The sequence below is a fragment of the Micromonospora sp. DSM 43699 genome (assembly GCF_055517075.1).
Genome location: NZ_JBTMMT010000110.1, coordinates 1 through 13424 on the forward strand (window position 1 = coordinate 1; position 13424 = coordinate 13424).

The window sequence follows — 13424 nt, forward strand, 5'->3', positions numbered from 1 at the left end:
GTGCCTAGTGAACTGCGTCTACCCGGCTGGCGAACGGCGTTCGGGTGCGCGTCCAGAACTGGTGTCCTTGTCGCCATGACCGACATCGACCCCGATCCGCTCGACGGCATCCGCGAGCCGCCGCACCTCGGCGTGCAGTTGATCCAGCCGAGCCAGCACCAGCGACGAACTGTCCGCCGGCCCAACTCCCCCGCTGCCCCTGGGCGGCGTGGTGCCGGTCAGCACGGCGCGGAGGTAGTCGTCCGGCCAGCCGAGCGCGTGAGAGATCGCAGCGAGCGTACGAGCGGAACGCTTGCGGGTCGCCGTCGCGTATTGCAGCTCTCGCAGCGTCGCTACCGAGACCTTGGAGCGCTCGGCCAACTCCTGCTGAGTCAGCGGCAACTCGGCCATCCGGTTGTTGATGGCGCTGGCCACGGCCTGCCAATCCTCCACCCGACGCCTCCCTGTCTGACTGCCTGATCCGCTGATCCTAGTCCCCCACCCTCGTTGACATCGCACAACTTCAGCGCTAATTTTAGCACTGAAATCAGCTACACCGCCGGTTGGTAGCCGGGGAAGGCAGCGCCTCGCGGCGCTGCGCGCCCACGGACCGCTGCGCACCTGTTCTTTGACAACCGAATCGGGCCGCACCTCCCACCGAAAAGGTGCCGCGCACGGCTCAGGTGACCGTGCCACCTCAATCCATCGCCAGCCCGGCGGCGCGAGCGCTCCTGCCCAGCGCCGCCGGGCTCTCCACTGACTCCACCTGGAGGTCTTCCGTGCGGAAGCAGCTCGCTCCCGTTACCACCGAACCGACTCCCGCCGATCTGGCTGCGATCGAAGCCGAATGGCCTCTGATCGCTGCCGAGATGGACGCGCTCGACGCCGAGATCACCCTCCTCAACGCCATCGACCAGGGCGGTCCGACCGCCCTGGACTGGCGTCGACTCCGGCGGGCCGAGGCGCGCGTCACCCGCGCCGCCGCCGACCTCGCCGGCCACGCCCGCACCGACCCGCACCGCGCGGCCTGATGTCCCTTTCAGTGCTCACCCCTGTATTGAAGGAGTTCCGAGTGACTGTCCAGAAGTCCCGTCGCGCCGTCATGGCCGAACTGATCCTGCTCGCCGACCCGACCGACATCCGGGTTCACACCCCGGGCGTGTCGCTGTCGGTCACCTTCGACAGCATCGCCGCCCTGAAGTCGTGGCTGCATCTGGCCGGACTCAACGACCCGGACATGTTGACCGGCGAGCACGACGGCACCACCACTGACGGTCTCCCGTACCGGCAGATGAACGCCTATCCGACGTGGCACGGTTGGGAGTTCTACGCCACCGCCACCGAGTACACCGACCCCGCCGGGCCGCTCGACCCGTCGACCGCTGACCGGCTCGCCGCGCTGGCGGTGGCCTGATGACCTCCCGCACCTTCACCCACCCGTCCGTCCTGGCCGGCATCACCGCCGGAGCATCCTGGGCCGACCCGGAAATGGACCCCGCCCGCATCGACTGGGCCGCCCGCCGGGCCGCCGCCGCGATTCCGTTCCCCCTCGTGGACGGCCGCCCGGTCAACCCTTACGCGCCGACCGGTATCCGGTACGGCCGTAACGAACTCGGTCACTGGGGTGAGGCCCTGGCCGCCGACGCCATCGTCACCGCCGCCGACGTCCACGGGCAGCGGTGGCTACTGCTCATCGAACGCGGCGACGGGCACGGGTGGGCACTGCCCGGCGGGCACGTCGACCCCGGAGAGGACCCGACGCACGCGGCGTTCCGCGAGTTGGCCGAGGAGACCGGGCTGACTGCCGATCCCACCGACCCGTGGGTGACCACGTTGCCGGCCCGGTATGTGCCCGATCCGCGTGCCTCGGATGAGGCGTGGATGGTCACCGTCCCGGTCCGCATCGACCTCGGACACGGATGGGACGCATTGCCCGAGGTGACCGGCCGCGACGACGCCCGCCAGGCCGCCTGGCTTCCCGCCCAGCCCTATCAGCACCTCATCGAGCACCTGCGCCACTACCACGACGGCGACGTGTTCTCCGCTCACCGTGACCTGCTCGCCGCCCTTCTCGACCACTGACCGGAAGGACACCTGCGATGTTTCGTCGTACGCCGGAAGACCCGGCGATCCTGGCCGCCCGTGCGGCGGCCCGCCGTGAGTCCGCACAGGCCGATGTCGAGCGTGCCCGGTTGATGGCGCAGCTCGACCGGGAACAGCGGGAAGCCAACGCCGAACACGCCCGCCGGCAAGCCCTGGCCGATGAGCAGGAGCGGCGCCGCCGCGACGCCGCCCGGCGTGTCGAGCGGGCCGAGACGCGGGAGCGTCGCCGCCAGGCACGAGCGGAATTCGGCGCGAAGCTACGGCCGGTGCTGCCGCTGCTGCTAATCAACGGCGGCGCGGCATACGCACAGGCCGCCTACGCCTACGACCAGATCGCCCCGGCCGCGTGGAACGGGCCGTCCCGTGTGGCGTTCGCGGTGGCGTTCTCCGCCGCCCTGGAGTCCATCGCCGTCTACGTCCAGTGGCACGCCCACGACGCATTGATGCTCAAGGCTCACGCCACTGCCGCGTCCCTACGCCGGGCCGCGTGGCTGATCGCCGCCGTGGTCGCCGCCATCAACTACGCCCACTTCGCCAACGGGGCCGCCCCCACAGCGGCAGCGGTGGCATTCGCCCTGCTGTCCCTACTCAGCCCCTGGCTGTGGGGACTGCACACCCGCCGCGCACAACACGTGCAACTCCTAGCCGAAGACGCCAGCCTCATCGACGACGCCGGGGTGGAGTTCTCCCCGAAGCGCCGCCGCATGTTCCCCATCCGCTCCCTGATGGCGGCCCGCTGGTCGATCGAACACAACGAACGCGACCCGCGTAAGGCATGGGAGGGCTACAACGCGGAACGGGCCGCCCGCGCTGCCGCCCGCCAGGCCGACAAGGACCACCCGGCCGAGAAGGTCACCACGCCGCCGGCCGAGCCGACGCCGGAGGAACCGGCAGAGACCCCGGTCGACCCGTGGGATCACGCCGAGCCGGTCACCCCGGCATCAGCCGCGCCGGTTCGTGAACCGGTCCGCCCGGTCCGGCCCACGGCCCGGTCGTTGACCGTCGCTGAGCGGGTCATCGCCGCGCACACCACCGAGCCGACCGCCACTCACGAGCGGATCGCCCACCTCGCCCAGGTCAGCGTGAGCACCGTCAAGCGCCACCGGCCCCGCCCCGTGACCGGTTCACCATCCGCACCACACGCAGCACCGACGCCGGTCAACGGCACCCCCGTCCCGATCGCCGCCTGATCCCGGGGAGAACCCATGTTCGGCAAGAAGACCACGGTCCCGAACACCATCACCGACCGGCAGGCCGATGACCTGAACCGGCGGGCGCAGAAGGCCAACCCGTCGTGGTTCAGCGACAAGGCCATCGCGCAGCGCAAGGCGTCGGCCGCCCAGCAGGACAAGGCCGACCAGTCCTGACCCCGCCCGGCGGCACAGCCCTCATGGCCTGGAAACCAGTGCTGTGCCGCCGGCCCTCACCCCTCAGTCAACGACATCAGGAGAGAACCCCCATGCTCGCATCAGACCCCACCGGTGTGCACGCCGCCGTGTTCGCGGCCGTGTTCGCCGCTCTCTACGCCGCTCATCAGGTCGCCGACCACTGGGTACAAACCCAGCACCAAGCCGACTGCAAGGGTGAGCCCGGTTGGGCGGGTCGGCTCGCGTGCGCCGCGCACGTCGCGACCTACACCCTGACCGCCGTCGTCGCCCTGACCACCCTGATCCTCGCTACCGGGCTACGCCTCGACGGCTGGGGCGTCACGGTCGGCCTGACGGTGTCGGCGGTGTCGCACTACATCGCCGACCGGCGCACCCCACTACGCCGACTCGCCGAATCGCTCGGGAAGGACCCGCACTGGCTGACCCGGGGCGGCGGCATGTACGCCCTCGACCAGTCCTGGCACGTCGGCTGGCTGTTCGCCGCCGCCCTGTTCTGCGCGGTCTGACCACCCCCGTCGGGCACCCACCCCACCCGGCGGGTGCCCGCGCGGGGGCCGCCAGACCGCCTGGCAACCCACGACCCGAAGGGAACCCGACCGTGGGCAAGAAATACCTGTTCAGCGAAGACAGCGACGGCCGCTCGCGTGAGGTCAAGGTCGACCCGAAGCACCTCGACCGGCAGACGCGCGACGAGCGGGCCGCCGGCCGCCGGCCGGTCGTCCTGGACGAAGACGAGCGCATCCGCTACGGGCTGATCGCCCAGCAACTCAAGGGCCACACCAGCAACTGACCCCACCCGGCGGCACAGCCCAACGGCCTGCAAACCAGTGCTGTGCCGCCGGTCCAACCCCTCAACCCGCATGGGATCTCGGGAGGACCACCAGTATGTCCGATCGACAGTTGCGCGAACACCACGACCAGATCGTCGCCCGACGGCGGGAAGCCCGCCTCGCCCAGCTGGCCGAAGCGCAGCGCCAGGCCGCCGACCGCAACCAGGCCGCAGCCGAGAAGCGGAACGGCCGGTGAGCGGCGACCGGTTCGCGAACGCGTACGAGCGGTGGCGCGACCTGGACGCCGCCGCCACGGCCACCGGCAGCAAGGCCGCCCGGCAAGAGGCTGAGCGGCAGCGTAAGGCCCTGCATGACCGTCCGGAGGTCGACCGGGCGCGGCGGCAGCTCAACGGCCGCGCCGCACCCCGCGACCGCCGCTGACCCCTTCCCCACCAGCACCGCTGGCCGTTTCCGCCGTCACCGGCTCATCACCCGGTGGCGGTGGTGGCCGCCAGACCGCCTGGCCGCCGGAAGGGGTCACCCCGTCATGGGTCTGTTCAGCAAGAAGCCCACCCCCGCCCCGATCAACCGGGACGCGGTGCGCACCCTACTCAAACTCGGCATGGCCGAAACCGACGCCGCTGACCGCGACATTGACAGCCGCGAGTTCCGCGACGCCAAGACCAAGTTCGAGCGGGCCTTCCGTTCCGCCGCGCCGGCTGACCAGGCCGCCGCATACGACGCCCTCCGCCGACACGGCTACTGACATCCCGTCCCCGGCCGGCGGCACGGCCCTGGCCTCGCAAACCGTGCCGTGCCGCCGGCCCTCAACCCGACCCGAAAGCAACGGACCTGTTGGAGGAACCCCCATCATGACGTCCCCCCACGATGACCCCCGATTCGACTGGCAGGCCGCCGAACGCGACCTGCACCCGGGCGGCCCGGATGCTGAGGTGGTCGACCTGGATGCCCGTCGGCGCAAGCCTGACGTGCGGGCGTTCGCGGTGGACCTGGACGACGAGGCCGACGACCTGGACGACGACACCCCGCCGCCGGTGGACCCGCCCGCGGTTGCCGAGCCGTCGGGGCTGGCGGCGGTGTTGGCGGACCGGTCGGCGTTGCGTCGGCCGATCGTGCCACCGTGGCTACGTTCGCGCGGCGAGCTGCTCACCGCCGGCCGGTGGGCGTTGTCCCACGTCGCGCATATGTCGGCGTATCACCTGACCCGGACGCCGAAGTACGCCGGCCGGCTGGCGTGGCGTGCCCCGTTCGGCACCGCGCGGATGCTCGGCGCGACCGTGCGGTGGGCGACCGACGCGGAAGGCATCCCCGTGCGGTTGGCCGCCGTGCGTCGTGAGGACGCCGACCTGTATCTGAAGTTGTCACGGCAGCGGGATGCGCGGGTGCGGTGGCGGACGCTGGTGGTGTCGGCGGTGCTGCTGCTCGGCCTGCCCACCGTCGCCGTCCTCGCCGTGTTGGCGGGGTCGTGGCAGCGGTGGTTGATGCTCGCCGCCGCCGTGGCGGTGTTCGGGTTGGCCGGGTCGCCGAAGGACAAGCCGCTGTTGGACGTGGCGGCGGTGACGCCCCGGGCGCGGCGGTTGTCGGCGGACGTGGTGACGCGGGCGTTCCTGGCCGCCGGGCTGTGCAAGCCCGATGACCCGATCACGTTCCCGATGCCGATCATGCGTGACGGTCCGGGGTGGCGGGCCGTGGTCGACCTGCCGTACTGGACGAACGCCGACAAGGCGGTGAAGAAGCGCACCGACCTTGCCGCCGGCCTGGACCTCGACGAGGTGCAGGTGTGGCCGGAGCGGGTACGCGGCACCGGCGGGTCGGCCCGCCGGCTGTCGCTGTGGGTCGCTGATGAGGACCCCTACGCGAAGGCGTCGGGGCTGTGGCCGCTGATCGACACCGGCACCGTGGACGTGTTCGCCCCGTTCCCGTTCGGTCAGGACCAGCGGGGTCGGCCGGTGCCGCTGCTGCTGATGTTCACGTCCCTGCTCGTGGGGGCGATCCCGCGCATGGGTAAGACGTTCGCCGCCCGCCTGCCGGTGCTGGCCGCCGCCCTGGACGCCAGCGTGGAGCTGCACATCTACGACGGGAAGGGTGGGCAGGACTGGCGGGCGTTCGAGCGCATCGCCCACCGGGCCGGTTTCGGTGTCCGCGATGACGTGGTGGCCGCCCTGGTCGATGACCTGCGCGACCTGGTGGCGGACATGAACCGCCGCTACGACACCATCTCGACCTTGCCGCCGGACCTGTGCCCGGAGTCGAAGGTGACCCGACAGATCGCCGACAAGCGGGCGCTGAAGCTGTGGCCGGTGCTGGTGGCCGTGGACGAGTTCCAGCGGTACAGCGGGCACCCGGAGTACGGCAAGGAGATCGTGGAGCTGTTGACCGAGCTGTGCAAGGTCGGCCCGTCGGTCGGCATCATGATCCTGTTGGCCACGCAGAAGCCCGACGGGAAGGCCGTGCCGACCGACCTGCGCGACAACATCGGTACCCGCTTCGCCCTCAAGACGATGACGTGGCAGTCGTCCGAAGCGGTGTTGGGTGCCGGGTCGTATCCGGCCGGCTACGACTCGTCGCGCTTCCAACGCGCTCACAAGGGCGTCGGTATCCTGCTGGGCGCGGACGACTCCGGTGCGGTCGAAGAGGCCGTCACCGTCCGGACGAACCTCGCCGCGACCGAACACGTCGAGCGGGTCGTTACCCGCGCCCACGCGCTGCGGCAGGCCGCCGGCACGTTGACCGGCTACGCCGTCGGCCAGGCACCCGAGCCAACCGGCGGCACGGCGGACACCCTGTTGGACGACATCCTCACCGTCGTCGCGGCCACCGAGCCGAAGGTGTGGTCAGAGACCGTCGTCGCCCGACTGGCCGAACTCCGGCCCGACCTCTACGACGGGTGGGAGACCGGCCAGTTGGCCGCCGCGCTCAAACCCCACCGGGTGCCCGTCGGCCGGCAGGTCTGGGGCACCGACCCCACCACCGGCAAGGGCGCGAACCGCAAGGGCATCCACCGCGACGACATCACCACCGCCATCACCGAGCGTGACCGAAAGCGGAAGGCGGGATAACCCGTCACAGGCCGCTAGGTCTAGCGCCCCCATCCGCTAGACCTAGCGGCACCGCTAGCCCCACACACCAAACCCCATCAGGACGCTAGCAACCTAGCGCCCGCCCTGCTCTACGCCCGGAAACCCGCTGTGGAGGCACATGTGGACACGCTCGCGATGATCGCTAGCACCCCGTGCATCATCCTCACCGCCATCACTTTCAGTTACCTCGCCCGGTGTGTGGCAAGCCCGTTCGGACGCTGCCGGCACTGCCGGGGCACCGGCCGACTGCGCACCCTCACCGGCCGCCGGGCGTCCCCCTGCCCCCGCTGCGACGCCACCGGCCGCCGCATCCGCCTCGCCGTCCACCTGTTCAACCGCATCCACGACGAACACCGCCGAGGCAACCCATGACCGGCCACACCGGATGGTGCGGGCGGGACCACCGCTGCGGACTTGGCGAACACCGCTCCGAAGAGATCGTGGTCGACCTGCCCGGCCATGGCCGCGCCGTCCTCGTCAGGGTCCGCTCTGCCGCTGGCCGCGACCACGCCGAGATCCGCGTACGCGTCGCCCTGGCCCCGACCGAGTTGCGCGCCCGCCGGCAGCTCCACGGACTACTCACCGATCTCCGGCACACCGTCACCCGGGCCGCCGTCGCCGGCCGCCCCCACCCACGGAAGGCCACCCGATGAACCCCAATGCCGCAGCCGGCGTGTTCGACGTCGCCGCCCTGGTCGCCGCCCGACTCGACACCATCAACGGCCGCAGCCGTGAGGAAACCTCGCTGCGCATTTTGAAAGTCACCGAGGAAGCCGGAGAAGCCGCCGCCGCATGGATCGGCACCATCGGCCAGAACCCCCGCAAGGGCATCACCCACACCACCGCCGACGTCACCGCTGAACTGGCCGACGTGGTGTTGACCGCCCTGGTCGCTATCGCCAGCATCGGCCACCACCCGCAAGAGGTGATCGGCGCGTGTGTCGAGAAGGTCACCGCCCGTCTGGGCACCTCCTACCCGCAACCCGCCCCACCAGCGGCCCGCCGGATTCAGCGCCGCCGCACCGCCGGATGGCGGATGCCCGCCGGGGCCGTCTACGTCGGCCGCCCCTCCCGGTGGGGCAACCGCTTCGGTGCCGACAACACCCGCGCCAGCAGGGCCGGCGCGGTCGCGCTGTTCCGGCGCTGGGTCGCCGAGCACCCCGAGTACGCCGCCGCTGTCCGCGCCGAGCTGGCCGGCAAGCCCCTGGCCTGCTGGTGCTCCCTCGACCAGCCCTGCCACGCCGACGTGCTGCTGTCGGTCGCCAACGGGAAGCCCGCGTGATGGCCGGCAACCGCGACGACCGGCCCTCCCGGCGCGACGCGCCGCTGTCCGGCCTCGAAGTGTGGTTGACCGGCACCCCGTTCGAAATCGACGCCGCGGCCCGCGCCCTGGCCGCCGCCGGCCGTATCGCCTGGCAGGGAACCCGCCGGTCGCTGACCGGCACCGACGCCGGTCGTTCCCGGCTGTATCTGCGGCTGACCGTTGCCCCGCCCCGGCGCGGCATCCGCCCCGCAAGCCCGGCCAGCGACAGCGGCGGCACCGTGCTGCCGTTCCCCGACCATCGGCAGCGCGCCGGCTGACCCCGAACCCCTGACCGGCGCGCTTCGCGCGCTCACCGCCCGGTGGCCAGCGCCCGCGCGGTGCTGGCCACCGGCACGCCTGTGCCTGGAAGGACCGTCATGCCCGACCTTTCGCCGCTGTTGGCCGCCGCGCTCGCCCACGCCGCGCGCGGCTGGCACGTGTTCCCGCTACGCCCGGACGACAAGCGGCCCGCGTTTCCCGACCACACCGCCGACGACTGCGCCGGCCGCGACCCACGCTGCCGTACCGGTCACACCGGGTGGGAGCAACGCGCCACCACCGACCCGGACCGTATCCGCCGGGCGTGGTCGACCCGCCCCTACGGCATCGGCATCGCATGCGGGCCGTCCGCTCTGGTGGTGGTCGACCTGGACGTACCCAAGCACGCCGACGACACCCCGCCGCCGCAGTGGGCGGGGGCGCGTGACGGGTGGGACGTGTTCGCCACCCTCGCCGCCCGCCACGGCACCCCGATCGACCCGTTCGACGGATTCGGCCCCGACGCGCCGCCGCGCACCGACATCACCTTCACGCACACGGTGACCACCGGCAGCGGCGGCACCCACCTCTACTACCGCCACCCCGCCCCCGGCCCGCAGTTGCGCAACACCACCGGGGAACGCGGTGGGCTCGGGTGGAAGGTCGATACCCGCGCCCACGGCGGGTACGTCGTCGCCGCCGGCTCGACCGTCGCCGGCCGCCCCTACGCCGTCGCCCTCGACGTGGAACCCGCGCCGCTGCCCGGATGGCTGGGCGGGCTGCTCGCACCGGCCGCGCGGCCCGTCTACCGGCCCACGGCCGTGACGCTGCCCCCGGACCGGCGCGGCCGGTATCTGGCCGCCGCGATCCGACGCCAAGTCGACCACCTCACCGGCGCCCCCGACGGGCAACGCAACCACGCCCTGTTCACCTCCGCCGTAGCGCTCGGGCAGTTGGCCGCCGGGGGCGCGCTCACCGACGCCGACGTGTACGCCGTCCTCGAACCGGCGGCCCTGTCGACCGGGCTGCGGGCCGGCGAGGTGGCGCGCACGATCGCGTCCGGGCTGCGCGTCGGGGCGCGCAACCCGCGCCGTCTGAACAGCGCCGGGAAGGCGGCGGCATGACGACGCGGTTGCAGATCGGCTCCGGCCCGGAAACCATCCGCGTGCTCAAAGCCGCCCTGGTCGACGGGCTGTTGCCGGACACGTATGTGTCCGCCGGTTCCCTGGTCCACATGGAAGCGGTCTCCGGTGGCCTGGCCACCGCCGCCGACGAAGACTCCCCACTGCCCGTGTCCGCGAGCATGGTCAACCCCGCCGGCCTGGCCGGGTTGCTCGCCGAACACGCCTACGTCTACCGCCTCAAGACCCGCAAGAGCGACACCGGAGACCCTGAAATGTACGAAGACGAGGTGACCCCACCCCGCGACATCCTGTCGTCGGTGCTGGCCGGCAAGACCTGGCCCGGCGTGCCGCCGCTACGCGGGATCATCGGTGCCCCGGTGCTACGCCGTGACGGCACCCTGTTGCAGCAACCCGGCTACGACCCACCCACCGGCCTCTACCTGGCATCCCGAGTCGCCCTGCCACCCGTGCCCGACGAACCCACCCCCGAGCAGGTGAACGAGGCACGCACGTTCCTGCTCGGCCGGTTCCTGCGTGATTTCCTCTGGTCGTCCGCTGCCGACCGGGCCAACTACGTGGCGCTGCTGGCCACGCCGATCCTGCGGCACTTCACCCGCTCCCTGACCCCGTTCGCGCTCATCGACGCGACCATGCCGTCATCGGGGAAGACAATCCTGACCGCCGGGCCGGGAATGCTCTACGGGCAACGGGTCATGACCTGGGCCTACTCGGATGAAGAACTCCGCAAGTCCATCACCGCGGTACTGGCGGAGCAGGTCGGTGTGGTCATCTGGGACAACCTCGCCGAGGGCACAGTCATCGACTCCGCCGTACTCGCCCAGCTCGTCACCTCCGGTGTGTGGTCCGACCGGCAGTTGGGCGCATCCCGCAACGTCGCCACCGTCAACGACCGGCTATGGATGGCCACCGGCAATAACCTGCAAGTCGGCGGCGATATGGCATCCCGCACCGTCCGGGTGCGCCTCGACCCCGACATGCCCCGCCCCGAACTGCGCGACCAAGCCGGATTCGGCATCCCTCACCTCGACCAGTGGATCACCGACCCGACCAACCAACTCACCGTCCTGTGGCACCTCCTGGTCCTCGTCCTCGATTGGACACGACGGGGAGCACCACGGGTGACCGGACTGTCGATGCGGCAGTTCACTCCCTGGGCACAAGCTCTCGGCGGATTCCTGGCGCATCACGGCATCGACGGATTCCTGTCCAACGCCGCCGACATCCGCACCATCGACGAAGACGAAACCCGCTGGCGGGCGTTCCTCACCTGCTGGCACGACCGTCACGGCGACCGGCCCATGACCGCCGCCGAACTCCGTCAAGACGCCGAACCCATGCACCTGGGCAGCGACATCAACGACCCGTGGGACGGGCAGTTCATCACCACCCACAACGGCCGCCTACCCAACCCGCTACAACTCGGCCGACTCCTTACCGGCCAGGCCGGACGGTGGCGCGGGGAACACGTCGTCCGGGCCGGCAGAAACGACCGAGGCGACCGGTCGGTGTTCTGGGTCGAGCACCACCAGGGATAACAGCCCGCTGAACCATCTCCGCGTCTCCGCAACGCCGCACCACCCCCGCTCTACCAGCGGAAACACCCTGCGGAGATCAGAACCTAGAAGACCATCGATCTCCGCATCTCCGCAAACCACTGCGGAGATCACATCCCTCTGCGGAGATGACCCCTCAGCACCACTTTGCATCTCCGCAAGCATTCGCCCAGCTCACAGCCATGCTTGCGGAGATGCGGAGATGCGGAGATGGTTCAGCCCTCCCACACACAGAACCACCCACGGCCGCCCATGCCCCGACCACGCCGACCCGCTGAGAGCCACACAGACGGATCGACGCATGGCCGAACACCATGCCGCCCGAGATCTTGGCGCTACAGCGCTCTCAGCAACCTGCTCTATCCGCTCCTGTCGATACACGCCACGGAAACACGGGGAGAGACAGAGTGTCCAACACCGACAACCGCGTCGTCCTGACCATCGAAGAAGCCGCCCAGCGACTCGGCATCGGCCGCACCACCATGTACGCCCTCATCAAGGCCGGACAGATCCGCACCGTCACCATCGGCCGTCTCCGCCGAGTACCCACCTTCTGCCTCGACGAGTACGTGCGGGATCTCCTGGCCGACCCGACGCCACTCGACCACGCCGCCTGACGAAAGGAGCCTGACGAATGAAACGCAAGCCCAACGGCGCGTCGAGCATCTACCTCGGCACTGATGGTTCCTGGCACGGACGGGTGACCGTCGGCGTGAAGGACGACGGATCTCCGGACCGTCGACACGTCCGGGGCAAGACGGAAGCCGCAGTCATCAGGAAGGTTCGTCTCCTGGAACGGGAGCGGGACAGCGGGACGGTCCGCAGGGCTGGCCAGCGCTGGACGGTGAAGACCTGGCTCACGCACTGGGTGGAGAACATCGCCGCCCCGAGCGTCCGGGAGAACACCCTTGCCGGGTACCGGGTTGCGGTCTACCGGCACCTCATTCCCGGTCTCGGTGCCCACCGCATCGAGCGCTTGGAGCCCGAGCACCTGGAGCGCTTCTACCGACGGATGCAGGCCAATGGCAGCGCCCCGGCCACCGCCCACCAAGCGCACCGCACGATCCGGACTGCGCTCAACGAGGCGGTGCGCCGGGGGCACCTGGCGAAGAATCCCGCCAGTCTCGCCAAGTCTCCGCGGCTACCGGAAAGCGAGATCGAGCCCTACTCGGTCAAGGAGGTACAACGGCTCATGGCTGCCACCCGGGGCCGGCGCAACAGCGCGCGGTGGGCGGTCGCGCTCGCTCTCGGTCTGCGCCAGGGCGAAGCGCTCGGCCTGCGCTGGTCGGACATCGATCTCGACGCCGGGACGCTGACCGTTCGGCGCGGCCGGCAGCGGCCGAGGTGGAAGCACGGATGTAGCTCACCGTGCGGCCGGAAGCACGGCGGGCACTGCCCCGACCGTCGCCAGGTGCGCGCCGACACCGCCGAGACCAAGTCTCGGGCCGGTCGGCGCAGCATCGGGCTGCCTGACGAGTTGGTGGCGCTGCTCCGCAAGCACCACGAGGAACAGGATCAGGAGCGCGTCACGGCAGCCCAACTATGGGAGGGCGGCGACTGGCTGTTTACCACGCCGACCGGCGGCCCGGTCAACCCGCGCACCGACTACGACGAATGGAAACGACTGCTCCGGCTTGCCGGGCTACGGGACGGCCGGTTGCACGACGCCCGGCACACTGCCGCCACGGTGCTGCTGATTCTCGGCGTCGCCGAGCGGGCGGTAATGGGCATCATGGGTTGGTCGAATTCGGCAATGGCGGTCCGGTACCAACACCTCACCGCCCAGGTCCGCCGGGACATCGCCAAGCGGGTCGGCGGGCTGCT

Annotated in this window: 19 protein-coding genes; 18 read left to right on the top strand and 1 reads right to left on the bottom strand. The window is 70.9% G+C overall.

The genetic code is table 11. The features are described from left to right. Positions 1–18: 18 nt before the first annotated feature. Complete coding sequence (locus tag AC0AIB_RS29940) at positions 19–432, bottom strand: helix-turn-helix domain-containing protein (RefSeq protein ID WP_465097949.1); 414 nt, start codon at positions 430–432, stop codon at positions 19–21. A 326-nt stretch (positions 433–758) separates the two neighbouring features. On the opposite strand from AC0AIB_RS29940, the gene AC0AIB_RS29945 reads away from it, so the two are divergent. The 18 genes from AC0AIB_RS29945 to AC0AIB_RS30030 all read left to right on the top strand — a co-directional run. Further along, positions 759–1010 carry a DUF6284 family protein gene (locus AC0AIB_RS29945; protein ID WP_465097950.1) on the top strand — a complete coding sequence of 84 codons (252 nt, stop codon included), beginning with the start codon at positions 759–761 and terminating at the stop codon, positions 1008–1010. Between the two features lie 71 nt (positions 1011–1081). Further along, positions 1082–1393: a hypothetical protein gene (locus AC0AIB_RS29950; protein WP_465097966.1), complete on the top strand. Its 312-nt coding sequence runs from the start codon at positions 1082–1084 to the stop codon at positions 1391–1393. Next, complete coding sequence (locus tag AC0AIB_RS29955; RefSeq protein ID WP_465097951.1) at positions 1393–2061, top strand: NUDIX domain-containing protein; 669 nt, start codon at positions 1393–1395, stop codon at positions 2059–2061. Before AC0AIB_RS29950 ends, AC0AIB_RS29955 begins: the two co-directional genes overlap by 1 nt. Positions 2062–2078: 17 nt before the next feature. Next, positions 2079–3272, top strand: coding sequence for a hypothetical protein (locus tag AC0AIB_RS29960; protein WP_465097952.1), 1194 nt, complete (start codon positions 2079–2081; stop codon positions 3270–3272). A gap of 15 nt (positions 3273–3287) precedes the next feature. Further along, on the top strand, positions 3288–3449 hold the full coding sequence (locus AC0AIB_RS29965; protein WP_465097953.1) for a hypothetical protein: 162 nt from the start codon (positions 3288–3290) through the stop codon (positions 3447–3449). Positions 3450–3541: 92 nt separating this feature from the next. Then, the gene (locus AC0AIB_RS29970) at positions 3542–3976 is read left to right on the top strand and encodes a DUF3307 domain-containing protein (protein ID WP_465097954.1); all 435 of its coding nucleotides are present in this window, start codon (positions 3542–3544) and stop codon (positions 3974–3976) included. Between the two features lie 92 nt (positions 3977–4068). Further along, a complete protein-coding gene (locus AC0AIB_RS29975; protein WP_465097955.1) occupies positions 4069–4260 on the top strand; it encodes a hypothetical protein in 192 nt (63 codons plus the stop codon). 95 nt (positions 4261–4355) lie between these two features. Then, positions 4356–4496: a hypothetical protein gene (locus AC0AIB_RS29980; protein WP_465097956.1), complete on the top strand. Its 141-nt coding sequence runs from the start codon at positions 4356–4358 to the stop codon at positions 4494–4496. Next, positions 4493–4681 carry a hypothetical protein gene (locus tag AC0AIB_RS29985; RefSeq protein ID WP_465097957.1) on the top strand — a complete coding sequence of 63 codons (189 nt, stop codon included), beginning with the start codon at positions 4493–4495 and terminating at the stop codon, positions 4679–4681. The genes AC0AIB_RS29980 and AC0AIB_RS29985 overlap by 4 nt, the downstream gene beginning before the upstream one ends. 106 nt (positions 4682–4787) lie before the next feature. Further along, positions 4788–5006 (top strand): hypothetical protein, encoded by a 219-nt coding sequence (locus AC0AIB_RS29990; RefSeq protein ID WP_465097958.1) that lies wholly within the window; start codon positions 4788–4790, stop codon positions 5004–5006. A gap of 106 nt (positions 5007–5112) precedes the next feature. Next, the gene (locus AC0AIB_RS29995; protein ID WP_465097959.1) at positions 5113–7320 is read left to right on the top strand and encodes a cell division protein FtsK; all 2208 of its coding nucleotides are present in this window, start codon (positions 5113–5115) and stop codon (positions 7318–7320) included. A 389-nt stretch (positions 7321–7709) separates the two neighbouring features. Next, on the top strand, positions 7710–7994 hold the full coding sequence (locus AC0AIB_RS30000; protein ID WP_465097960.1) for a hypothetical protein: 285 nt from the start codon (positions 7710–7712) through the stop codon (positions 7992–7994). Then, positions 7991–8623, top strand: a complete 633-nt coding sequence (locus tag AC0AIB_RS30005) for a DUF4326 domain-containing protein (protein ID WP_465097961.1) — start codon at positions 7991–7993, stop codon at positions 8621–8623. The genes AC0AIB_RS30000 and AC0AIB_RS30005 overlap by 4 nt, the downstream gene beginning before the upstream one ends. After that, positions 8623–8922: a hypothetical protein gene (locus tag AC0AIB_RS30010; protein ID WP_465097962.1), complete on the top strand. Its 300-nt coding sequence runs from the start codon at positions 8623–8625 to the stop codon at positions 8920–8922. Before AC0AIB_RS30005 ends, AC0AIB_RS30010 begins: the two co-directional genes overlap by 1 nt. Before the next feature lie 99 nt (positions 8923–9021). Beyond that, complete coding sequence (locus AC0AIB_RS30015; protein WP_465097963.1) at positions 9022–10026, top strand: bifunctional DNA primase/polymerase; 1005 nt, start codon at positions 9022–9024, stop codon at positions 10024–10026. Then, positions 10023–11582 carry a hypothetical protein gene (locus AC0AIB_RS30020; RefSeq protein ID WP_465097964.1) on the top strand — a complete coding sequence of 520 codons (1560 nt, stop codon included), beginning with the start codon at positions 10023–10025 and terminating at the stop codon, positions 11580–11582. Before AC0AIB_RS30015 ends, AC0AIB_RS30020 begins: the two co-directional genes overlap by 4 nt. Before the next feature lie 425 nt (positions 11583–12007). Then, positions 12008–12217 (top strand): helix-turn-helix domain-containing protein, encoded by a 210-nt coding sequence (locus AC0AIB_RS30025; protein WP_454220892.1) that lies wholly within the window; start codon positions 12008–12010, stop codon positions 12215–12217. 17 nt (positions 12218–12234) lie between these two features. Further along, a partial coding sequence (locus tag AC0AIB_RS30030) for a tyrosine-type recombinase/integrase (RefSeq protein WP_465097965.1) occupies positions 12235–13424 on the top strand: 1190 nt, incomplete at its 3' end.

What these genes read in the sequence shown, in the direction of transcription:
- AC0AIB_RS29950 (WP_465097966.1), top strand. Translation starts at nt 1,082, where the DNA reads ATGGCCGAACTGATCCTGCTCGCCGACCCGACCGACATCCGGGTTCAC.
- AC0AIB_RS29955 (WP_465097951.1), top strand. Translation starts at nt 1,393, where the DNA reads ATGACCTCCCGCACCTTCACCCACCCGTCCGTCCTGGCCGGCATCACC.
- AC0AIB_RS29960 (WP_465097952.1), top strand. Translation starts at nt 2,079, where the DNA reads ATGTTTCGTCGTACGCCGGAAGACCCGGCGATCCTGGCCGCCCGTGCG.
- AC0AIB_RS29965 (WP_465097953.1), top strand. Translation starts at nt 3,288, where the DNA reads ATGTTCGGCAAGAAGACCACGGTCCCGAACACCATCACCGACCGGCAG.
- AC0AIB_RS29970 (WP_465097954.1), top strand. Translation starts at nt 3,542, where the DNA reads ATGCTCGCATCAGACCCCACCGGTGTGCACGCCGCCGTGTTCGCGGCC.
- AC0AIB_RS29980 (WP_465097956.1), top strand. Translation starts at nt 4,356, where the DNA reads ATGTCCGATCGACAGTTGCGCGAACACCACGACCAGATCGTCGCCCGA.
- AC0AIB_RS29990 (WP_465097958.1), top strand. Translation starts at nt 4,788, where the DNA reads ATGGGTCTGTTCAGCAAGAAGCCCACCCCCGCCCCGATCAACCGGGAC.
- AC0AIB_RS29995 (WP_465097959.1), top strand. Translation starts at nt 5,113, where the DNA reads ATGACGTCCCCCCACGATGACCCCCGATTCGACTGGCAGGCCGCCGAA.
- AC0AIB_RS30000 (WP_465097960.1), top strand. Translation starts at nt 7,710, where the DNA reads ATGACCGGCCACACCGGATGGTGCGGGCGGGACCACCGCTGCGGACTT.
- AC0AIB_RS30005 (WP_465097961.1), top strand. Translation starts at nt 7,991, where the DNA reads ATGAACCCCAATGCCGCAGCCGGCGTGTTCGACGTCGCCGCCCTGGTC.
- AC0AIB_RS30010 (WP_465097962.1), top strand. Translation starts at nt 8,623, where the DNA reads ATGGCCGGCAACCGCGACGACCGGCCCTCCCGGCGCGACGCGCCGCTG.
- AC0AIB_RS30015 (WP_465097963.1), top strand. Translation starts at nt 9,022, where the DNA reads ATGCCCGACCTTTCGCCGCTGTTGGCCGCCGCGCTCGCCCACGCCGCG.
- AC0AIB_RS30020 (WP_465097964.1), top strand. Translation starts at nt 10,023, where the DNA reads ATGACGACGCGGTTGCAGATCGGCTCCGGCCCGGAAACCATCCGCGTG.